Here is a 20,058-nt window from a genome sequence, read left to right on the forward strand (position 1 = left end):
CATCACGAATCCTGTCCGAGCCTCGCGTCCGCCGTAACGCTCGGTTCTGGGGCTCTCACGGGTTCCATCCGCATCCCTAAGAGCCGAAGTGCATTGGCGACCACGATCAGTGTCGAGCCCTCGTGAATGAGCACGGCGGGACCGATGCCCAATCCGAGGATCGTCGCTGGAATGAGAAGCGCGACGATGCCGAGACTCGCCCATAGATTCTGCTTGATGATCCGTGAGGAGCGCCGACTCAGGCTCACGGCGAACGGCAACGCTCGCAGATCGTCGGCCATCAGCGCGACGTCAGCGGTTTCCAAGGCAACGTCGGAACCGGCCGCACCCATCGCGATGCCTACGCTTGCGGCCGCCATTGCGGGCGCGTCGTTGACGCCGTCTCCCACCATGCCCACGCGTCCGTAACGCTCACGCAGAGCAGCGATCTCAGCCACCTTGTCCTCGGGCATCAGGTTGCCGCGGGCGTAGGCAACACCGACTTCGCCGGCGACGGCGTCGGCCACCCGCTGGTTGTCTCCGGACAGCATCACGGTCTTTGAAACCCCGATCTCGGCGAGACGGGCGATGACCGCCGACGCTTCTGCGCGAGGAACGTCCATCAGTCCGATCGCACCCAGCCAACGCTCGCCTGCGCGGACGAGCATCGTGGTGCGCCCGGCCCGTTCGAGGCGCTTCACCTCGCCGGCCAAATAGGCTGGCGGTCGCTCGTTGGCGCCGGTGAACATTTCGGTCTTGCCGATGCGGACGTCGACCCTTTCGACGGACGCCACGATGCCGCGGCCTGTGAGAGCTCGAACGTCCGTCGCGCGGGGTACCGTCGCCCCAGCGAGGCGCTCGCGGCCGTCGCGGACGATGGCACGGGCCAGCGGATGATCGCTCTGCTCCTCAACGGCGACGGCGACAGTAAGAAGCTCCACCTCATCACTGTCCGTGCTGGCAACGACGTCGGCGATCCTGGGCCTGCCCTCGGTGAGGGTGCCGGTCTTGTCGAAAGCCAGCACATCCACCCGGCCCAACTCTTCGAGCGCGGCTCCGCCTTTCATCAGGATTCCGGCTCTGGCCGCTCGCGCCACCGCCGACAAAACCGCACTGGGCGTGGCGATCGCCAGCGCACACGGACTGGCAGCCACCAGCACGGCGAGTGCGCGGTACACGGTGGCAGTGAACGGTTCATCGACCACGAAACCGGCGAACAGCAGCAGGACGACTCCGATGAGGATCGTCGGCACGAAAATCCGCTGAAACCGGTCGGTGAACCGCTGGGTGGATGTCGTCTTGGTTTGCGCCTCGGCCACCAACCGGACGACTCGGGCCAGAGTGGAGTCACCGGCGAGCCGAGTCACCTGGATCTCGATGGCGCCGGCACCGTTGATCGTCCCGGCGAACACCCGCGATGCCGCGTCAATGAGGTCGGGCGACGCCGCGGCTGCCGCCACATCCGGAACCGGATACTTATCGACGGGAACGCTTTCCCCGGTCACGGGGGCCTGATCAACGCTAGTGGCGCCAGCCACGACGAAGCCGTCGGCAGCAAGCCGCATGTTGGGTCGCACGACGACGATATCCCCAACGCGCAGGTCGCCCACCGGCACTTCCACAGTGTCGCCCGTGCCGCCGCGGCGGATCAGTGCCGTCTTCGGAGCGATCTCGGCGAGCGCTTCGATCGCTCGGCGGGCTCGCCCCATCGCATAGCCCTCCAGCGCGTGGCCGACACTGAACAAGAACAGCAGAAGCGCGCCTTCGGCGACTTCACCGAGCGCCGCCGCACCGGCGGCCGACACCAGCATCAGGAAGTCGATCTCGAACCGACCCTGACGAACGCTGGCGAAGGCTTCCTGCACGGTGAAGAACGCACCGAAGAAAAAGGCCAGGGAGTAGACCACCAACTCCGCGGAACGCGGTGTGTCGGCGAAGGTCGCTAGCAACCAACCCACCAGAAGAAGCGTCCCCGCCAGGCCCGCGAAGATCAGCTCGGTGCGCTCGCCAAAGATTCCGCCGTGCTCATGCTGGTGCCCGGTGTGCTCCCCTTCCCTTGCACCGTGGTCCACGGCATGGTCCGTCTCAGCGACAGTCGAAGGTGTCGTGTCTGGTCCAGCGACGGCGGCGATCACGTCTACCAATTCCTGGGCCGTGACCGAAGATCGTTCGAACTCCACTTCGAGTGAGTTCGTTGCAGCGGTTGCGGCGACGACGCCGGGCATCCTGGTTAATCGGTCGACCAGTGCCGTCCTCGTCGATTCGTCATCCTCTGCGGTTCCGGTCAGCAACCAGCGCAGATGGCCGTAATGCGAATTGATGGTTTCGGCGACCTGCCAAGCGCGTCGTTGCACATCGACTGCCGTCGCCGCGGCAGCGTCGTAGTGCACGCACAGGCGCGGCGTGAGCGTCCCGCCGTCGACGACGTGAACTTCGTCAATCAGCGGAGTCGCTGCCAAATCGCGCGTCAAACGGTCCGCGCAGCGGTCGTCACTGCCCGGCAAGAGGTCCGCCAGGTCAAGCGCCAATGTCTCGTTCGCATAGAGACGATCAGCATCGCGGTTCATATCGCACTCGTCGCGACGTGTCATACATGCGACTATACGCATGTATGCATGTACTGAGTCAATACCTACGTTTAATCGTTCGGCGCGGGTTCAGTGCGTCGCCCGACGCCCTGCCCCGGCCCGACCGCGCTCAATCAGGTACGGACATGTTCATCGTCAAGCCGCGTCACGTCCCCGTCGTCTGGCCCATGGGCGCGCCCGACGTGCGCCTCGGCGCGCATCCGGTCGACCATATGCGGATAGTGCAGCTCGAAAGCCGGTCGTTCCGAACGGATACGCGGCAGCTCGGTGAAGTTGTGCCGCGGCGGCGGACAACTCGTGGCCCATTCCAGTGAGTTGCCGTAGCCCCACGGGTCGTCGACAGTGACCGGCTCGCCGTAGCGCCAGCTCTTGAACACGTTCCATACGAACGGAAGCGTCGAGACTCCCAGGATGAACGCACCGATCGTGGAGATGACATTCAGGGTGGTGAAGCCGTCGGTGGGTAGGTAGTCGGCGTAGCGGCGCGGCATGCCTTCGTTCCCGAGCCAGTGCTGCACCAGGAAGGTGGTGTGGAATCCGATGAACGTCAGCCAGAAGTGCAGCTTGCCCAATCGCTCATCCAACAGGCGGCCCGTCATCTTCGGGAACCAGAAGTAGATGCCCGCGTAGGTCGCGAACACGATCGTGCCGAAGAGCACGTAGTGGAAGTGCGCCACCACGAAGTAGCTGTCAGTGACTTGGAAGTCCAGCGGGGGGCTGGCCAGCAGCACACCCGACAGACCACCGAGCAGGAAGGTGACGAGGAAGCCGACCGAGAAGAGCATCGGTGTTTCGAAAGTCAACTGCCCCTTCCACATCGTGCCTATCCAGTTGAAAAACTTGATACCGGTGGGCACCGCGATGAGGAACGTCATGAACGAAAAGAACGGTAGGAGAACGGCACCCGTTGCGTACATGTGGTGCGCCCACACCGCGACCGACAGAGCGGCGATCGAGAGCGTCGCGTAGATCAGCGTGGTATAGCCAAAGATCGGTTTACGGCTGAAGACAGGGAAGATCTCGGACACGATGCCGAAGAACGGCAACGCGATGATGTACACCTCGGGGTGGCCGAAAAACCAAAACAAGTGCTGCCACAACAACACTCCGCCGTTGGCCGGGTCGTAAACGTGAGCGCCCAGATGGCGGTCGGCCGCCAAAGCGAAAAGGGCGGCCGTCAAGATCGGAAACGCGACCAGCACGAGGATCGACGTCACCAGAATGTTCCAGGTAAAGATCGGCATCCGGAACATCGTCATACCAGGCGCGCGCATACACACCACCGTGGTGATCATGTTGACCGCGCCCAGGATGGTGCCCAACCCGCCGACGATAAGGCCCATGATCCACAAATCCGCGCCGGCGCCCGGGCTACTGATGGCATTCGACAAGGGCGTGTAGGCGGTCCAACCGAAATCAGCGGCGCCGCCCGGCGTGATGAAGCCGCCCATCGCGATCAGCGCACCGAACAAGAACAACCAGAACGAGAATGCATTGAGCCGCGGGAAGGCGACGTCGGGAGCACCGATCTGCAGCGGCAAAACCAGGTTGGCGAACCCGAACACGATCGGCGTTGCGTAAAACAGCAACATCACCGTGCCATGCATGGTGAACAGCTGGTTGTACTGCTCGTTGCTGAGGAACTGCAGCCCCGGTATCGCCAGCTCGGTCCGGATGAACAACGCCATCAACCCGCCAGCGAAAAAGAACACGAAGCACGTGACGACGTACATCATGCCGATCAGCTTGTGATCAGTGGTCGTCACCAGCTTGTAGATCAAGGTGCCTTTGGGTCCCACGCGGGCCGGGAAGGGACGGCGTGCCTCGAGTTCTCCGACAGGCGGCGCTTCGGCGACCAACGAAATCCTCCCGCTACGTTCGGTGACGTGATGTGCGATCTACTGATCTACTCAGTAGGTTGTTCTACTGAGTAGCCTAGTACTAATCGAGGTAGTTGAACACGCCCCTACCGGCAAGCCGCATCACCCGGCACGACGGGTGTCCCGCTGGGGCGGGTGCCGAGTACTCGCACCCGCTCCGGCCCTCCCGCTTGACGGAGGCGTCGGCAGCTTGCTTCGTTTGCCGAATAGTCTTCAACTACGTACGTACACATCTAATAGTCGCAACTACCTCGAGGGATTGCCTGGTGACCACGTCTTGACATGGGGCATGAACTTGGCCGGAAGGCGATCGCGCGCGATAAGCGGCGACCATGAACTTGCCGAATCGCGGGTGTTCGGTTAGCGTCTCGCCAACCTGATAACAAACCGGTAACGGTAAGGAACGTCTCGAATTGGTGTCTCACCGCCTGACCGCGCGGTCGAACGCGCCACGCGAGCACCTGTGGGACGCCGACGTCACTGAGATCATCCCTGTCAATGAGTTCAGCCCGGCGGCCGATTCAACGGTCAATCGCAGTCCTTTCGCCACCGACGTCGAGGTACTGACCGCACCCGAGCTCGACGATCTGAACGACCTGACCGACGAGTGGCCACTACTTCTACTTGCGCCTACGCGTGCATCGCGATCTCCTCGCCCCGCCTCCACTGGCCCTTCACGCGTGTACGTTCAAGAAGCTGGCCAACGTGCAACGTCGGCCGGTGCGCACCGTCGGATACCCGCGACACATCGGAGAACGCCCGCGGGCGCCGGGTCAGTGCACGGCCGGCTCGTCGTTGCGGGTGTTGCTGCTGGGGCCATAGCCGCTGGGGCGAATGCGATGGTGGAAGCGTCGGAAGTTCCGGCCAACCCGACTTTGATCGCGGACGCCACAACAGCGCAAGGCGATTCCGTACCGGACGCGGCGGGAGTGCAGATCGTCCAAGTAGCCAACAGTTTCGACTCCGCAGTCCACCAAGAAGAACTGGTTCGCGGAGCGGCATTCGCCCAAGAGCGTGCCCAGCGAGAGGCGCGAATGCGACGCCCGCAGTTCGTCTTTCCGGCCCGTGGCATTTTGACTTCGGGATTCGGAACACGGTGGGGCTCCCTGCACGCGGGACTCGACATCGCCAACGCCGTCGGCACGCCGATCTATGCCGCCTCCGATGGCGAGGTGGTCGCTTCCGGGCCGACACCCGGTTACGGCATGTGGGTCAAGATCCGCGCCTCGGATGGCACGGTCACGCTCTACGGTCATATCGACACTGCGACGGTTCAAGAAGGCGACCGTGTCTTGGCTGGCGATCAAATTGCCACCATGGGCAACCGTGGCAATTCGACAGGTCCACATCTGCATTTTGAGGTCCACCGCAACGGATCGGACAAGATTGACCCGATGGCGTGGTTGCAGGAGCGCGGGGTGCCCCGCCAGTAGCAGGTGGATCCGCAACTGACTAGGTCTACCAGACCACAATTCAGCGTCAGATGCTGCCGACACCGTAAGCTACCTACTGACTAATTCAGGAGGTTCGTTCATGGCGCGGGTGCGTGGCTTCGGAGAGCTCGAGGCGGCGATCATGGATCGCCTCTGGAATCGCGATCCCGAGACCGATACCACGGTTAGGGAGATATTCGACGAGTTGAGCATCGAACGTCACATCGCATACACCACCGTGATGTCGACGATGGACAATCTGCATGGCAAGGGCTGGCTGTCGCGGAAACGCGACGGTAAGGCCTACCGATACCGACCGACGCTGACTCGAGAAGAGCACAGCGCCCGTCTGATGCTTGAGGCCCTAAGCGGCGGCGGCCGATCCGAGGCGGTCCTCAGTCATTTCGTGGCGCAAATCGACGCGGAGGAATCGGCGGACTTGCGCGCTGCGCTGCGGCGCGTTGCCCGTAAGTCTGGTCGGCGATGACCGTCACGGCGGCATTGCTGCTGTACGTCGTGGCAGTCCTATCGATCGGGCCGAAGCTTTTGGCCCGGATCACAGCCGATGGCGGGGCTCCACGCCTGGCGATATCAGCTTGGCTCACGGCCGTCGTTACCGTGCTCGGCTGCTCGATTGCTGCTATCGCTCTGCTACTCATCGAGGGCGCCGGGCACTGGGACAGCCCTGACGCGTTACTCGTATCCTGTCTGGAGCGTCTCCATGCAATTCTCGTCGGGCACGCGGGGTGGCCGGCCCGAATAGTGGCAACAGCCGCAGTGGCCATCGCTGCCGGGAGCCTGCTGGCAGTTTGCGTTCGAGTCGGCCGCGCTTTGAGTCGCATGCGCAGGCACACCTTCGCGCACGCAGACGCCGTGCGCCTGGTCGGTAGTTCAGACGGCAGCGACGTCGTGTACATCGAGGCATCCGAGCGTGCGGCGTACTGCGTGGCGGGCCGTCCACCGGCGATCGTCGTAACCACGGCTGCTCTCGCCGCACTCGATGAAGCGCAACTGGCGGCCGTCATCGCCCATGAGCGTGCTCACCTCCACGGGCGCCATGCCTACGTCGTCGCCGCGATGCGCGGACTGACCACCGCGCTGCCCAAGATCGGGCTCTTCACAAGCGCAGCCACGCACATCAGTTCTCTGCTGGAGATGTGTGCCGATGACGCCGCCGCGCGGCGACACGGTCGTCAGCCGCTGCTGGCGGGTCTGTTGACCCTTTCAGGCGCCCACACGCCGGCCCACGGTTTGGCTGCCGCCGGTGTTGCCGTGCTCGCGCGTGCCGAGCGGTTATCGGATCCACCCAATGGATTCGCACGAGTACAAACCCACCTCACGCTCAGTGGTGCGGTCGCGGCGATGGCCGCTACCCCGGTGGCTATCGTCGCGTTATCACTATCGGGTGTATTGATCTGCTTCGCGTGACCCGCTAGCGCACTCGACTCGGTCCATCGCAATTCTGCGCAGCGCACCTCGAATGCTCTGCTGCCCAGCAGCCTTGGGGTCGAGGATGTGAACATCACGGAGGACGCTTCAGTCTGCGCGTCTAAACGTACGAAAGCGCAGCCGCAATGGCGCGGTCAGCGGACGTCGGTTCGGCCATGAGCAAGGCCACCACCGCTAACCCGAAGGCCAGCAGCAGGGCAGCCACAATCCATCGGCGAGTCAGCCGTTCCCTCTGTAGCGCTCGGCGCTGTCGGTTCCAGCTCCATCGCGGCCCACCGCAGGACACTGCCAGTGCGCTCTTCACGGCACCAATCTACTATGTCACTACGTATGTGACCATCGCTTCATTGGTCACCCGATACGAGGTGTGGTGATGGCCTTCGGAGAACGCGGCCCCCGGACGCTCTCGTCATGTCTGCGTGAAGCACCTGATGCACTGCGTACGCTCGAACTGACACCTCGTATAGGTGGCAAATTCCGCCGGCTATCCGTCGCATTCGGAATCCTGATCACAATTATTGTAGCGGGATGTGTTGAGACAGAGGGTGTTTCGGCGCAACGTTCTTCAAGTACCTCGGTTGTCACCGCCGAAGAAGCACACACCCGGTTCGATGTCTTATTCGCACGCGACATCATCGACCACAGCGCACAAGCTATTGCGTTGAGCAACCTGGCTATGGTCAAGGACGGTCTTGCACCCGAAATCGTCGCCATCGCAGGCCGAATCACGGCCGACAGTTCCCGGCGCACCGATGAGCTGCAGGCGCTTCTCCTGGCCTGGGGATTTGCCCCGATGAGCGCCAGCTCAGCTCCTCCGGCGGGCGCACAAAACCTTCCGGTTCAGCCAGGCGAACACCCCCTCGCCACCGAAGTCGATTTCCGCCGCCTTCGCGACGCGGCCGGAGCACATGCGGCGGAGGTGTATCTCGAATTGATGATCAGGCAGCACCAGTTCACGATGTCTGCCGCGCGTGACCAACTTCAATCAGGGTCGCACCCCGCAGCGATGGCCATTGCCCGATTGCTCGTCGAAAGTCAGGAGGCCGAGACCTCCGTCATGGAGGCGCTGCAACGCTGAACGCTGCGCAGCGAGGTGCACCACGACCGGATGTACTCCCAGGCGTTGTCGACATCCCCCGTCAGTTGTGCTCGTTCGCAACGCCTTCCGCCCCGGTGGGTCGCGGCGGCCGTTGATGCAGTCCGCGCAGAAATGCGTTGTATGCGGCCAGTTCGGCGTCGCCGCGTTCGACGTCGGCTTCCCTCTTCGCCGACTCCGACTCCTCGTCACGACGCCAGCGGATGGCGAAGATCAAGGTGGTCAATAGGGCAACAGGTTCACCGTAAGACCATGCCAAGGCGCCGGCGACCGCCTGATCGGCGACCGGGTCGACGTTCCAATTCGCCGGCGGCTGCGCGAATGTGTCGGTCAGCGCGCGTGGTGCCATCATCAGAATTACACCGATGAAGACGTGCAGCGGCATCTCGACGAAGATATCGAAGAAACGACCTAGATTGCTCTGCCGGACCGGCAGCGGACCAGTCGACAAGATCGGCAGGATGAACAGCAGCCCGCTGGCGAGGAAGAACACTTGCAGTGCGACGTGGCCGGCGACGCTGGCCGCCGCCGCGTCGAACAGGTCGGACAGATAAAGGCCGTAGTAGCTCAGAAGAAACACCGGAATGGTGAAGCCGGGGTGCAAGACGATTCGGCTCGCGCGGCAACGTAATGCCCCCAACGCAGCGATCAAGACGTAGCGTCCAACGCCACGGTGTGGTGTCGACCTGAGCAACAGCCGGCCAGGTGCGCCCAACACCAGCAGCGGCGGGACGAGTATCGATAGCGTCAGGTGCTGAAACATGAAGGCACTGAACAACCGATAGCCATAGCTGTCGATGGCCAGACCCGTCACCGCCGCCAAGGCGGTGCACCCAGCCAGGAAACTCGCAGTTCGCATCCACGTCCATTGCCGGCCGTGCGACCTGACGATTCGAACGGCCACCAGATACCACACCGCCAAGCCGACCGCCACCATGGGAAGAAGCGGAACCGGCGGCGGCAGCCAGCCAAGCATCGCCGATACCGACGGTGGCGACGCAGGAATCGCCACTTGACCAATCACCGTTCGTCGCGCCAACGAAGTGGCGCGCAGTCGCCGTTCACTGTGGTGGCCCGGTGTCGGTGGCGGGCTCGACTGCGAGGCGTCGAACCACCGGTTCGAGATCCTCGGCAAGCAGCGCCCGCAGAAACACCGCGGCGACGCGATGGGCTCGGTCCAACACGATCGTGGAGGGAATCACCGTGGTGGGATACCTGGCCCCCAGGGCGATCATCGTGCGCATCGGCGGGTCATAGATCGACGGAAAGGTGACCTTACGGTCAACGATGAAATCGACCGCGGCCTGGCGGTTGTTGTCGCGGACATCGATGCCAACAAAAGCGACTCCCGCGTTGCGGGTCGCGTCGTACACCCGCTGCAATTCCGGCATCTCGGTGCGGCATGGACCACACCACTGCCCCCACACGTTGATGACCACCACCTGGCCGGCGAAGTCATCGACGGACACCGTGCGGTTCGGGTCCATCAGGTCAGGTCCGCGTATCGGTCCGGGGCTACCGCGGTCCTGCGGCGGGTCATAGTAGATGTCGACTTGCCCTCCTGGCGAAACGAATTCGAACGTGCCACCCTGCGCGACCGCGTCGTCGCCACTCGAACACCCGGACACTGCGGCACCAAGCAGCATCGCGCTAACGCCCGCAATAATGTGTCGTCGTATCGCCGAAGAAACGGATGCGGTTCGTCCTCGGCCCCGCACACGTTCATCGTCCGTGTCGATCCTCGGCGGAGGTAATGCAGAAACCTGCGGATGACCTATCTCACGTTTCATCTTCTTCCCAACCCTGCCGCGAATCGGGTCGCGCGATCCGACCCGGGAGATTGCCACGCGTGACGTGCGTCATCGCCAGAACTACCTCAAGGCACTCGACGTCAGGCCCAACGCTTCGAGGTCCGCTCACAGAACACGTTCTACGTACAGACTACGTACGATGGTAACGACACCAGTTCATGGCGAATGACGGGATAAACACAAATGAGGCGGATCGGCTCCGCGGCCATCCATCGGCGCAGGGGCTTCGGGTGGACGACGTTGGTGCTACTGGCAATTGCCGGCGTTGTCCTGGGGGTTGGCGCCTGCGGCGGTTCGCCGCCGCCGCAGCAGCCCCAGGCCATTGTTGACAAGGGAACACCCTTTGGCGATTTGCTCGTGCCGAAAGTCCAGGCGTCTGTGACTGATGGCGCGATCGGGGTTCCGGTTGAGTCACCCGTGACCGTTACCGCCGACGCCGGGGTGTTGGGGGCAGTGACATTGGTCAACGAGCAGGGGCGCGTCGTCGCCGGCGAGATGAGTCCTGACGGTGTCACGTGGAGTTCTGCGGAACCGCTGGGCTACAACCGGCAATACACGCTCAACGCGGAAGCGCGTGGGCTCGGTGGAGTAGCACAGACCAGTGCAACCTTCGAGACCCACTCGCCCCAGAACCTCACGATGCCGTATGTGCTACCCAACGACGGCGAAGTCGTGGGCGTCGGGCAGCCCATCGCCGTGCGCTTCGACGAGAACATTCCTGACCGTCTCGCCGCCCAGCAGGCGATTACCGTCACCACGAACCCTCCGGTCGAGGGTGCGTTCTACTGGTTGAACGATCGCGAGGTTCGTTGGCGGCCGGCGCAATATTGGAAGCCGGGAACGTCGGTCGACGTCCAAGTTAAGGCCTATGGGGTTGATCTGGGTCAAGGGTTGTTTGGCCAGGACGATGCCTCCACTCGCTTCACCATCGGCGACGAGGTGATCGCAACCGCTGACGACACCACCAAGACGATGACCGTGCGGGTCAACGGCAACGTCGTCAAAACTATGCCGATTTCCATGGGCAAGGACAAGACGCCCACCGACAACGGCACGTATGTCATCGGCGATCGATACTCATTCCTGGTGATGGACTCTTCGACCTACGGCGTGCCGGTGAACTCACCTGACGGGTACCGAACCGAGGTCAACTGGGCCACCCAGATGTCCTACAGCGGGATCTACGTCCACGCTGCCCCATGGTCGGTCGGCAGCCAGGGGCGCGCCAACGTCAGCCACGGTTGCCTCAACGCCAGTACGGAGGACGGTAAATGGTTCTACGACAACACCAAACGCGGCGACATCGTCGAGGTCGTCAACACGGTGGGGCCCACCCTTTCTGGTACTGACGGACTCGGCGACTGGAACATCCCGTGGGACCAATGGAAAGCGGGAAACGCCACAGTAACGGGCTAATATCGTCGAACGTTGTAAATCGGAGCCGACGAGATCGGCGCCACCTTGACGGGGGTGCCGTACGTCGAGGCGTGCACCATGTTCCCGTCTCCGATGTAGATTCCCGCATGCGAGGCGTCTGAATAGAAGGTGACGATGTCACCGGGCTGGACGTCGGACGTGGCGACGGGCTGCCCACCGGCGGCCAGGGCTTGACTCGACCGCGGCAGCGATTTGCCGTTCTGGAGGAATGCCCACTTGATGAGTCCTGAGCAGTCAAATGCGTTCGGTCCGGTCGCGCCCCAAGAGTACGGAGATCCGACGCGGCTCAACGCGGCCTGCACGACCGCCGCACCCTCCGGCGAGCCGGTGGGCCCCGGCGCGACCGGCGGCAGTCCCATCTCAGGCATCGCCACGATGGCGGGGTCCCCCGCTGGCGGAGGCGGCTGAGGCGGCACCGGTCCAGGGTCCGCCAGCGCGGCACGCTGATCCGGAGTCAATGCTCGGTATTGAGCCTCCACGTCTGCGATCTGGGTGCGCAGCCGACTCTGCTCGGCCTGAAGGCCTGCACGGACCGCTGACGCCTGTTCTGCTGCCGTCCTGGCATCGAGCGTCGAAGATTCGGCCGCGCGGGCGGCACTCTCGGCACGGGTTGATGCGGCGCGATAGGCCGCGATGCGGTCCGACATCTGGGTGGCCATCAGGCGGTCGAAGGAGAGTTCGTCGAGCAAGCTTTGCGGAGACTCTGCGGCCAGCACGGCGCTGATGCCGCTGGTCGCACCTCCCATGTAGGACGCGGCCGCCACCTGGTCCACGATTTTCTGATACTCGCGCAGATCTGCTCGCGCCGCGGTCAAGGCCTCAGACTCGGCGCGTTGGCGATCCTCGGCTTGGCGCTGTGCTGCCAGTTTCGCCTCGAGGTCGAGCTCGGCCGAGTAGATGGCTTCCGAGGTTCGCTCGGCCTCCCGAGACAGCTCCGTCATGCGGGCCAACGCATCGGCGGCTGGGTCGGCCCGGCCGGTGCCCGTCGAGTTGCCGAGCGTCAATGCAAGCACGATCGCCACGACGAGAGCACCCGCCGATCGGCATATCGCGGCAGGGCAGTCCATCTTCAAAACACAGATCCTCACACCGCAGGGCATCTATGGTCTAACTACGTAGATCACGAAAAGGTTACGAGCGAATGCGTCGGATTTCAACTGCATAGAAGCGCGGCAGACGTCGTCCACACCACTGCTTGCGCGTCCACAACTCGGCGATTCGGGTGGAAGGTCGAGTTGCAGAGGGTCTTTCGCATCTCGCGAATGCCAGCGTCCAGGTGGCCGGACGTCTATCTACTATGTGCCATAGTATGCAGTGACTTAGTAGATCGCCTGCGGATTTGCATTGAGGGACGGCATGACAAGTGGAACCGCCATCACGGCCCGGGTTCATTCTCTAAACCGGCCCAACATGGTCTCCGTCGGGACCATCGTGTGGTTATCCAGCGAGCTGATGTTTTTTGCCGGCTTATTTGCGATGTACTTCACCGCTCGCTCCCAGGCTGACGAATGGCCGCCGCCGCCCACAGAGTTGAACCTCGCGCTCGCGGTGCCGGTGACATTGGTACTCATCGCGTCGTCGTTCACGTGTCAAATGGGTGTCTTTGCCGCCGAACGCGGTGACGTCTTCGGACTGCGCCGGTGGTACCTCGTCACTTTCGTCATGGGGTTCTTCTTCGTTCTAGGCCAAGGCTACGAGTACATCAACCTGGTGCATGAGGGAACGACCCTGTCGAGCAGCGCGTATGGCTCCGTCTTCTACTTGACGACTGGGTTTCATGGATTGCACGTCATAGGCGGTCTAGTCGCCTTCGTCTTCCTGCTCATGCGCACGCGAATGAGCAAGTTCACCCCGGCGCAGGCGACGGCCGCCATCGTCGTCTCGTACTACTGGCATTTCGTGGACATCGTCTGGATCGCACTGTTCGCCACGATCTACTTCGTACGGTGACGACTGCAACGCCGTGCCTGCGCCAAGTCGGTCGTCGCGCCCGGCAGGCGATCGTGCTTGCTTTCGCCGCGATACTGGTAGGACTGGTCTCGAATGCTGTGCCGTCTGGCGCTGCAGACCCGTCGGTGCAGTCTGCGTCGACGACAACCTCGCAAACCCCTGCCATTCCCACTCCAACCAAGCATTCCTACGACGACACCCACAGCGGGCAACAACCCGAAGGTGCAAGCCCAGCCCTTTATATATTGGGGGGTGCGCTCTTCGGCCTGATGGCGATCGCAGTCATCCTGCTTCGGGCTGGCAAGAGTGAACGCCACCACCTCACCCGAAGTGCATCAGCGTCCCGGCCGATCGTCGTTAACCCCCGAACAACAGATACAAGCCGGTGAAGGTGTACCCGACCATGGTGAGCATCATCGCGAGCTGTCCGCTGACTTGATTCCGTTTCGGAAGTAACCGCAGCGCTCGATCGTGCGCGGCGATCACAGCCACGATGTGGCCGATCACCACGCACGAGACCTTGATCGTCCACAGCACCGAAGGGTGTTGGGACAGCACGTACACCACGTCGGTCGAATCCAACCCGAGTAGGTGCCACCCGCGGCCTAACGGATCGGCCAGCCGCACGATGGTCTCTTGGCCGCGCTCAACCAGATATGAGAGGTAGTGGGCGAAGATGTAACCGACGACGATCGGTATCAACGAATGAGCCAGTTCGCCGGGTAGTTGCCGGCGGCGGTCCGGGTCCACCCCGCCGGTTGCCCTCGCCGCAGCCCAGAAGGTCACGCCGACAACGGACACGAACACCACCAAACCGACGGTCCGAAGTAGAGAGGCGGCCCAGGATTCGCTTAGCACCGGTAACGATGCCGCATACCGATCCACGAAATTACGGAACGCGGGTGATTGCGAGAAGCTGTCGAAGGCCGTAGAGCCAAGCAACACCGCGAGGACGGCTACGCTTCCCGGACGGATCGGCATGGTCGGTAAGTGGTCCATCGGGTTGATCGCCGTGATCCGGGCGGTCACGGGGCTGCGCCGAAATGGCGCGAGCCGCGACACGGCCATGCTGTAGACCTCGAACGGGTCGGCCCGGGCGAACCAGCGCGAACCGAAAAGTCCAGCGCCCAACAACATTAGAACCGTGTACGTGAGCAGCCACGCTTTGATCGCCGTCAGCGAGCCGGGGTCCGGGCTGGCCAATTCGAGCCAAACGAAAGCCAAGAGACCGAACGCCGCCGGCCAGAACCCCCACGACTTTGGATACTCACGCGACGTGGGCCGGTCGGATGACTCACGACGCCTCATGCCAAGCAACCGATATACCGTCCGCATCGGCGAGATGACTCTCCACACCGGGCCGACGATCACCGACACCGCCACCAGCCCGACCCAGAGCAGCACGTAGAACACCCCCGGCAAGGCGTTCTCACCACCGTCCGGTCCGAAGACCGCCGCAACGACCACCCAAACCGCGAAGAACAACGCTGCCAGCGACACCATCCATCGCAGTACCACAGAGTCCACGGCGCGGGTAATCCACGTCGGTAGGTCGCGCCCCGGTTTGTTCGGGTCGAAACGTGGTGTCTTCCAAGCCAATGCGACCACAGCGAAAGTCGCGGTCAACGCCCACGCAGCGCCTATCAACGCGAACGACAGCGGCACCGGAAGGTCAGTGGAACCGCCTACGCCGTGCGCCAGCACATCCACGCTCCGCGCAGGTGTCACGGCCGAACTTGGATCGTCACGACCGTGCGATTGAGATCATGCAACTCGATGTCGACCTGGCCCGGCACGTCAACCGTGAACTCGAACTGCTGGTCCGGCCGAGGCTCGACCTGAAAAGTGTGCTCAGGCACTGAATGGACATGCAGTGAGTCCGAGACATCGCTGTCAACCTCCAGAACAATCGGCTTGCCGACTGTGCCCTGCGCCTGGCCGTTCGTCGGCGTGACTTTTCCGCCCGCGATGATGATGTCGACGACCGTGCCGTCAACAGCCGGCGCGGACGACGTGGTCAGCGCAGGCGCCGGCGCGGCGGGTGATCCGGGAGCAGCACCGGAGGACGCATCGGGCGCCGCCGTCTCGGAGGGGGCGCTAGGGGATCCACAGCCCACCAGTGCTGCGGCGAGTACCGCCACAGACATGACGACTAAACGGGGCGCCCTGACGCTCACTCAGCATCGTGCCTTTCCTTGTCTGCCTCTCCGATGCCGTCGGCAGCGGCGGCGCTTTTGCGCCTGTCCCGCCGAACCACGTAGAAGACGACGCCGACCACCACAAAAGCCGGTCCGAACGCGGGTAGCGACATCCACAGCCCGACATCGGTGGCGACGTACAAGACATCGGTTGCCGCTAGAGCGCTCATCGGGCTGCATCCTGACAGGCAGCCCGTGCTCCGCGACAGCGAATGAGTCGAAGTCTCGACATCAGCTCGGCCTCCATCGATCCACGACAGCACTGCGGCAGCTGGTTGCACATACCGGCTACCTACGTACGTATCATCCCCATACGAAACTGTCCGAAACATACACTCGGATGCGCTGAGCGCCGTGGGGTGTCAGCAATAGCGTGAACCGAGAAGAGGACCGTGAATCCAACCTTGCGCACTATCGTTCCCAGCTTGGGGATGTTGGTTGCCTTGACGTGTGGAAGCGGAATCGCTGCGGCTCACACAGCGCTCTCGAGCTCCGATCCCGCGCCGGACGCCACCGTCACGGCCGCGCCGGCTGCGATCACGTTGACCTTCAACGAGGACATCAGCCCACAGTTCGCGAGTGTCGCCCTAAGCAGCGCCGACGGTCGCGATCGGATATCCGGCTCCCCACAGGTGCAGGGACAGCGCCTGACCGCGGCCGTCGAACCAGGCCGGCCCGGTAACGGCGTCTACACCGTCGGCTATCGCGTGGTCTCAGCAGACGGCCATCCTGTCACCGGCTCCTACAAGTTCACCCTCGCCGACGTATCCGACGAACCCCGGCCCATTTCTACATCGGCAGCTGCCGCGCCTAGCACCGCAGCTCCGCCGCCGTCAACGGCAGCTCCTGCCACATCGGACACCAAAACGACGGTAATTACCGCAGGTGCCGCGGGTCTGGCCCTGGGCGGCGTGATCGCTTTCTGGCAATCGCGGAGGAATCGACGGAAATCCGCAGCAAATGCCGCAGCAAATGACGCAGCCAGGCTATCCGCGGATTCGCCCGACCCATCCTGAGCGTTATCGAACGACCGGCTCGTGAATCCTTACCGGTACCACAACCTGTGCGCTAGCGAGCGCAGGCCCGTCACGCCTGAACAATGACCGGGTCACCGATGTTCACCGTGTCGAAGTACCACGCCGCATTATCGGGACTGAGATTGATGCAACCGTGGCTGACATTGGCACTGCCTTGCGAGCCAACCGACCACGGCGCTGAATGCACATAGACCCCTCCCCACGTAACACGCACCGCGTATTCGCCGTCGATCAGGTAGCCCTCCGGCGAATCCAACGGAATGCCGATAGTGCGTGAATCGAACTTCACCCGGCGCTGCTTCTCCAGCACCTTGAAACTGCCCTGCGGAGTGTCAAAGCCCGGCTTGCCCAACGACGCCGGCATCTCACGCACCGTCTGACCGTCGATGCTCACAGTGAACGTATGTGCGGAAATGTCAGCAACGGACACGACCGCTGCCCCGACATCGAAGCTGGTCGACATCCCGTCCGTGCGCACCGACACCGGAGTATGGGCCGGCCACAAGCCTTGCGGCGCCCACTGCACGACGCGGTCGCTCGTCCACGTGAACCGTCCTGGCACCTCAACGGGCGTGTCGATGGTGATGCCGCGCTCGGCCGCCTCACGGTCGGCGACGACGCTGCTGAAACGGATAGTCACCGGCGCGGCGATGCCGACCACCTGGCCAGGTTCAGGTGAGACAACCGTCGCCAACGCCATGCTGCTTGGTGTCGCCGTCCCGGCGTCGGCAACCCCTGCGCCGGTGAATACGAAGTACGCCACGCCCACCGCGACGAGCACAGCGCGAATCTGACCGACCATAGGTTCTCCCTCCGCCGCTTCGGTGTTCTGCAACTACTATTCTGCTACGTAGGGCCGTTAACGTTGTAACGACATCCGAACGGGATTCATATCGACTCACTCCGCTCCACCGGCTGGCCGTTTGCAGCCTGCGCTCCTGTCAGGCGCCACCTCCATACGGCGGCCGTACGGTGTGACCCCGAGAACGGGTCTGCCGAACTCTTGCTGAATCAGATCGGCGGTGCCCTCCAGTCGTCAGCGGCGGCCAGATCTCCGTCTTCAGATCTCAAGCAGTTCGGTCATCCGACGTTGCGCCGCGAACACTCCCGAGTTCGTTCAGCCGGAGGGTCGCGGTCGCTTTACACTTCGGGGTCGTCCCAGTCGGTGTTTCCTGTCGCGGCGCAACTAGGACGGCGGCTTCCACCTTCAACCTGCGCAGGACGTGAGAAAGGCCGGGACGGGTGCCACTACAGGCGCTGTTCGCCGCCGCAGCTTCCGGACATAGCGTTCGCCGAGCACGCCATAATCGTGACTGACGTTTTCAATAACGGCGGGACCGGCTCGGCCGACGTTGATCCGCCTGAGCTGGCCGTCTGTCCATTGATCTTGCAGTCCGGCTGCGACCTGGTCTGGGTCCGTCGCTACAACGAATCCGCGCGGCCGTGAAATTTCTGTCATTGCTTCGCTGGCATCGCGGCGCATCGCTCGTCGTGCGCCATCCGTTCACTCCTCTTGCAAGGCGGCAAACTCCACCGCCTCCAGGGTGTTGGGGTCATCCTCCCCCCGATAAGCGCCGATCCCGTCGGGTCAAGATTGTCATCGGTCCGCTGGCGCGGCGACTACGATCGTGAAGTGCCCGACTCCGAGTTCGTTGAGACAGATGACCGCGGACGCATCACTCTGCCAGGCCGCCCGAATAGCCGGTTCCTGTTGCGCCACAACGCGGATGGCAGCATTATCCTTCAGCCTGCTCAGCCTGTTACTGACGCCCAGTACGAGTACTGGTCCAATCCCGAACTACGAACACTGCTCACTGCTGCAGCGACATCACGCAACGTCCACCGAATGCGCGACCACCGCGACTGATCACTCCGCAGCGACGGGACTCACGAGGACGACGTTAATCCGCTTGAACCGCCCGCTGCCACGGATCCTGCAGCTCGTCCGCGATTCGGTCTCGGTCCGCCGCCCACTCAGGATCCTCGGGTCCGTGGAAAAGGTCGGCCACCTCAGTCGATGATCGCCAGCGCAGGGTCCACCTCATCGTCCCTCACCTGCCCACGCTCCTGTTTTTGCTCGAAGATCCAGTCGCTCTAGTGTGACTCCGGGATCGCCGGATCGAGCGCCGATAACCGCTCGTTCCATCATGTAGATGTGGCCTCAACTAGACGGTCGTCCTCCGTCACACGCAGCAAAGGCTGGTCGAACGCGTGTCTAATCAGTTGCACGGTGTCAATGAGGTCCTGGTACCGCTCCCAGCGAAGAAGGTCGCGGGAGCCGTCGACCCACCCCAGCTTGTCGCCGGCGTAATACACCTCCGCGATGAAGTACTCGGATCCGTCGGCTGACTGCACTACGCGGTAATTCCAGTAACCGACACTTGCGCTATCCGAATCAGTGTACGAAATATTCTGCGCTGCATCGCGTTTACTCCTTGATGCCAGCCCGTCGAGGTAATCCTGAACGGCCTGTGAGCGCGTGTGGCCATCGGGCAATTCCCGTCCTTCGTGCCGCGCAGAGGCCGTGGTGTTTCGGGCGATCATGTCCTTGATCGCGCTATCGGAGACAGTCACGCGCTTGGTCCGGCGCATCTACTTGGCGCCAACCGCTAGCGCACCGTGTAACCGAGGTGCGGCCCGCGCAATCAGGGTTCCGGGCTTGCTCCCGGGGATGGCCCGAGTTGTCCGCCGTGATGCCCGAAGGTTGTCGTTCGTCGGGCAACCGCAAGGATAAGCAGGTGGCCCGCTTAGCCATCTCGGAGCCGCTGCGGCGCATCTTTGCCCTGGTCTGGCCGCCATACTCACAAGTTTAGTGTACTACTAGTAGGGCTTCATCTGAGCCGGTTCTGTGGCGTCCAAGGCGTCCCTGCAATCACGGCAGTAGTTCCGCCGGCGCAACCTCCAAGGCCTCCGCAATATCGAGGAGCCGCTCGAATAGGAGGCCGCGCCGTCCATGTTCGACGTCGATGAGCACGTTTCGGGTCACGCCAGATCGCAGCGCGAGCGACTCCTGAGTCATTTCCTGCGATAGCCGGACGTCGCGAATTCTCGTGCCTACCTCCAACCGCCAGGCCTCCCACTTGGCAACCCGTTCCGGGTTGTTTTGACTAGGGCGAGTCGGCACCCATCAAGTAGTCAGCGGACGCCCATCATTGTCTGCCCTACTAGTAGTACATTGAGCGTTGCGCCGCACCTCACAC

Annotated in this window: 19 protein-coding genes; 8 read left to right on the forward strand and 11 right to left on the reverse strand. The window is 62.9% G+C overall.

The features are described 5' to 3' along the window. Positions 1 to 2: 2 nt before the first annotated feature. Both H7J93_RS28620 and ctaD read right to left on the reverse strand, forming a co-directional pair. Positions 3 to 2,588: a heavy metal translocating P-type ATPase gene (locus tag H7J93_RS28620; RefSeq protein ID WP_372508063.1), complete on the reverse strand. Its 2,586-nt coding sequence runs from the start codon at positions 2,586 to 2,588 to the stop codon at positions 3 to 5. A gap of 92 nt (positions 2,589 to 2,680) precedes the next feature. Next, positions 2,681 to 4,426 (reverse strand): aa3-type cytochrome oxidase subunit I, encoded by a 1,746-nt coding sequence (ctaD, locus tag H7J93_RS28625; RefSeq protein WP_267309643.1) that lies wholly within the window; start codon positions 4,424 to 4,426, stop codon positions 2,681 to 2,683. Positions 4,427 to 5,083: 657 nt separating this feature from the next. Between ctaD and H7J93_RS28630 the strand changes: the two genes are divergently transcribed. From H7J93_RS28630 to H7J93_RS28650, 5 genes are all read left to right on the forward strand, one after another. Next, positions 5,084 to 5,269 carry a hypothetical protein gene (locus H7J93_RS28630; protein ID WP_267309644.1) on the forward strand — a complete coding sequence of 62 codons (186 nt, stop codon included), beginning with the start codon at positions 5,084 to 5,086 and terminating at the stop codon, positions 5,267 to 5,269. A gap of 17 nt (positions 5,270 to 5,286) precedes the next feature. Then, positions 5,287 to 5,880: a M23 family metallopeptidase gene (locus H7J93_RS28635; protein WP_267309645.1), complete on the forward strand. Its 594-nt coding sequence runs from the start codon at positions 5,287 to 5,289 to the stop codon at positions 5,878 to 5,880. A gap of 100 nt (positions 5,881 to 5,980) precedes the next feature. Next, positions 5,981 to 6,367 (forward strand): BlaI/MecI/CopY family transcriptional regulator, encoded by a 387-nt coding sequence (locus tag H7J93_RS28640; RefSeq protein ID WP_066811077.1) that lies wholly within the window; start codon positions 5,981 to 5,983, stop codon positions 6,365 to 6,367. Further along, a complete protein-coding gene (locus H7J93_RS28645; RefSeq protein WP_267309646.1) occupies positions 6,364 to 7,308 on the forward strand; it encodes a M56 family metallopeptidase in 945 nt (314 codons plus the stop codon). Before H7J93_RS28640 ends, H7J93_RS28645 begins: the two co-directional genes overlap by 4 nt. Positions 7,309 to 7,702: 394 nt before the next feature. Further along, a complete protein-coding gene (locus H7J93_RS28650) occupies positions 7,703 to 8,407 on the forward strand; it encodes a DUF305 domain-containing protein (protein WP_267309647.1) in 705 nt (234 codons plus the stop codon). A 61-nt stretch (positions 8,408 to 8,468) separates the two neighbouring features. On the opposite strand, the gene H7J93_RS28655 is transcribed toward H7J93_RS28650, so the two are convergent. Beyond that, a complete protein-coding gene (locus H7J93_RS28655; protein ID WP_267309670.1) occupies positions 8,469 to 9,401 on the reverse strand; it encodes a cytochrome c oxidase assembly protein in 933 nt (310 codons plus the stop codon). A gap of 85 nt (positions 9,402 to 9,486) precedes the next feature. Then, positions 9,487 to 10,071, reverse strand: a complete 585-nt coding sequence (locus H7J93_RS28660; RefSeq protein WP_267309648.1) for a TlpA family protein disulfide reductase — start codon at positions 10,069 to 10,071, stop codon at positions 9,487 to 9,489. Between the two features lie 348 nt (positions 10,072 to 10,419). Here H7J93_RS28660 and H7J93_RS28665 point away from each other — a divergent pair, with 348 nt between their 5' ends. Next, positions 10,420 to 11,652, forward strand: coding sequence for a L,D-transpeptidase (locus H7J93_RS28665; protein ID WP_267309649.1), 1,233 nt, complete (start codon positions 10,420 to 10,422; stop codon positions 11,650 to 11,652). On the opposite strand, the gene ripC is transcribed toward H7J93_RS28665, so the two are convergent. After that, positions 11,649 to 12,740, reverse strand: a complete 1,092-nt coding sequence (gene ripC, locus H7J93_RS28670; protein WP_267309650.1) for a peptidoglycan hydrolase RipC — start codon at positions 12,738 to 12,740, stop codon at positions 11,649 to 11,651. The two genes, H7J93_RS28665 and ripC, sit on opposite strands and share 4 nt — an antisense overlap. Before the next feature lie 289 nt (positions 12,741 to 13,029). Between ripC and ctaE the strand changes: the two genes are divergently transcribed. Beyond that, positions 13,030 to 13,623 carry an aa3-type cytochrome oxidase subunit III gene (gene ctaE, locus H7J93_RS28675; protein ID WP_059088549.1) on the forward strand — a complete coding sequence of 198 codons (594 nt, stop codon included), beginning with the start codon at positions 13,030 to 13,032 and terminating at the stop codon, positions 13,621 to 13,623. Between the two features lie 357 nt (positions 13,624 to 13,980). On the opposite strand, the gene H7J93_RS28680 is transcribed toward ctaE, so the two are convergent. Genes H7J93_RS28680 through H7J93_RS28690 form a run of 3 tightly spaced genes read right to left on the reverse strand, consistent with a single transcriptional unit; the run spans position 13,981 to position 15,991 of the window. Next, complete coding sequence (locus tag H7J93_RS28680) at positions 13,981 to 15,351, reverse strand: hypothetical protein (RefSeq protein WP_267309651.1); 1,371 nt, start codon at positions 15,349 to 15,351, stop codon at positions 13,981 to 13,983. Continuing rightward, entirely contained in the window at positions 15,348 to 15,800 is a 453-nt protein-coding gene (locus H7J93_RS28685; RefSeq protein ID WP_372508064.1) for a hypothetical protein, read from the reverse strand. Before H7J93_RS28685 ends, H7J93_RS28680 begins: the two co-directional genes overlap by 4 nt. Beyond that, the gene (locus tag H7J93_RS28690) at positions 15,797 to 15,991 is read right to left on the reverse strand and encodes a hypothetical protein (protein ID WP_267309652.1); all 195 of its coding nucleotides are present in this window, start codon (positions 15,989 to 15,991) and stop codon (positions 15,797 to 15,799) included. Before H7J93_RS28690 ends, H7J93_RS28685 begins: the two co-directional genes overlap by 4 nt. A 372-nt stretch (positions 15,992 to 16,363) precedes the next feature. Here H7J93_RS28690 and H7J93_RS28695 point away from each other — a divergent pair, with 372 nt between their 5' ends. After that, on the forward strand, positions 16,364 to 16,837 hold the full coding sequence (locus tag H7J93_RS28695) for a copper resistance protein CopC (RefSeq protein ID WP_499892483.1): 474 nt from the start codon (positions 16,364 to 16,366) through the stop codon (positions 16,835 to 16,837). Positions 16,838 to 16,907: 70 nt separating this feature from the next. Here the strand turns inward: H7J93_RS28695 and H7J93_RS28700 are convergent, their stop codons facing one another. The 3 genes from H7J93_RS28700 to H7J93_RS28710 all read right to left on the reverse strand — a co-directional run bounded on the left by H7J93_RS28700 (position 16,908) and on the right by H7J93_RS28710 (position 19,982). Continuing rightward, a complete protein-coding gene (locus H7J93_RS28700) occupies positions 16,908 to 17,660 on the reverse strand; it encodes a L,D-transpeptidase (protein ID WP_267309653.1) in 753 nt (250 codons plus the stop codon). A gap of 1,343 nt (positions 17,661 to 19,003) precedes the next feature. Then, positions 19,004 to 19,432 (reverse strand): hypothetical protein, encoded by a 429-nt coding sequence (locus H7J93_RS28705; protein ID WP_267309654.1) that lies wholly within the window; start codon positions 19,430 to 19,432, stop codon positions 19,004 to 19,006. Positions 19,433 to 19,730: 298 nt separating this feature from the next. Next, entirely contained in the window at positions 19,731 to 19,982 is a 252-nt protein-coding gene (locus H7J93_RS28710) for a helix-turn-helix domain-containing protein (protein ID WP_059092402.1), read from the reverse strand. Positions 19,983 to 20,058: the final 76 nt, after the last annotated feature.

The organism is Mycobacterium barrassiae (assembly GCF_025822765.1).
Taxonomy (GTDB): domain Bacteria; phylum Actinomycetota; class Actinomycetes; order Mycobacteriales; family Mycobacteriaceae; genus Mycobacterium; species Mycobacterium barrassiae.

Coding starts and splice junctions, on each gene's coding strand:
- H7J93_RS28635 (WP_267309645.1), top strand. CDS start 5,287: ATGGTGGAAGCGTCGGAAGTTCCGGCCAACCCGACTTTGATCGCGGAC.
- H7J93_RS28650 (WP_267309647.1), top strand. CDS start 7,703: ATGGCCTTCGGAGAACGCGGCCCCCGGACGCTCTCGTCATGTCTGCGT.
- H7J93_RS28660 (WP_267309648.1), bottom strand. CDS start 10,071: ATGCTGCTTGGTGCCGCAGTGTCCGGGTGTTCGAGTGGCGACGACGCG.
- H7J93_RS28640 (WP_066811077.1), top strand. CDS start 5,981: ATGGCGCGGGTGCGTGGCTTCGGAGAGCTCGAGGCGGCGATCATGGAT.
- H7J93_RS28665 (WP_267309649.1), top strand. CDS start 10,420: ATGAGGCGGATCGGCTCCGCGGCCATCCATCGGCGCAGGGGCTTCGGG.
- H7J93_RS28620 (WP_372508063.1), bottom strand. CDS start 2,588: ATGCGTATAGTCGCATGTATGACACGTCGCGACGAGTGCGATATGAAC.
- H7J93_RS28690 (WP_267309652.1), bottom strand. CDS start 15,991: ATGAGCGCTCTAGCGGCAACCGATGTCTTGTACGTCGCCACCGATGTC.
- ripC (WP_267309650.1), bottom strand. CDS start 12,740: ATGGACTGCCCTGCCGCGATATGCCGATCGGCGGGTGCTCTCGTCGTG.
- H7J93_RS28655 (WP_267309670.1), bottom strand. CDS start 9,401: ATGCTTGGCTGGCTGCCGCCGCCGGTTCCGCTTCTTCCCATGGTGGCG.
- H7J93_RS28700 (WP_267309653.1), bottom strand. CDS start 17,660: ATGGTCGGTCAGATTCGCGCTGTGCTCGTCGCGGTGGGCGTGGCGTAC.
- H7J93_RS28645 (WP_267309646.1), top strand. CDS start 6,364: ATGACCGTCACGGCGGCATTGCTGCTGTACGTCGTGGCAGTCCTATCG.
- ctaE (WP_059088549.1), top strand. CDS start 13,030: ATGACAAGTGGAACCGCCATCACGGCCCGGGTTCATTCTCTAAACCGG.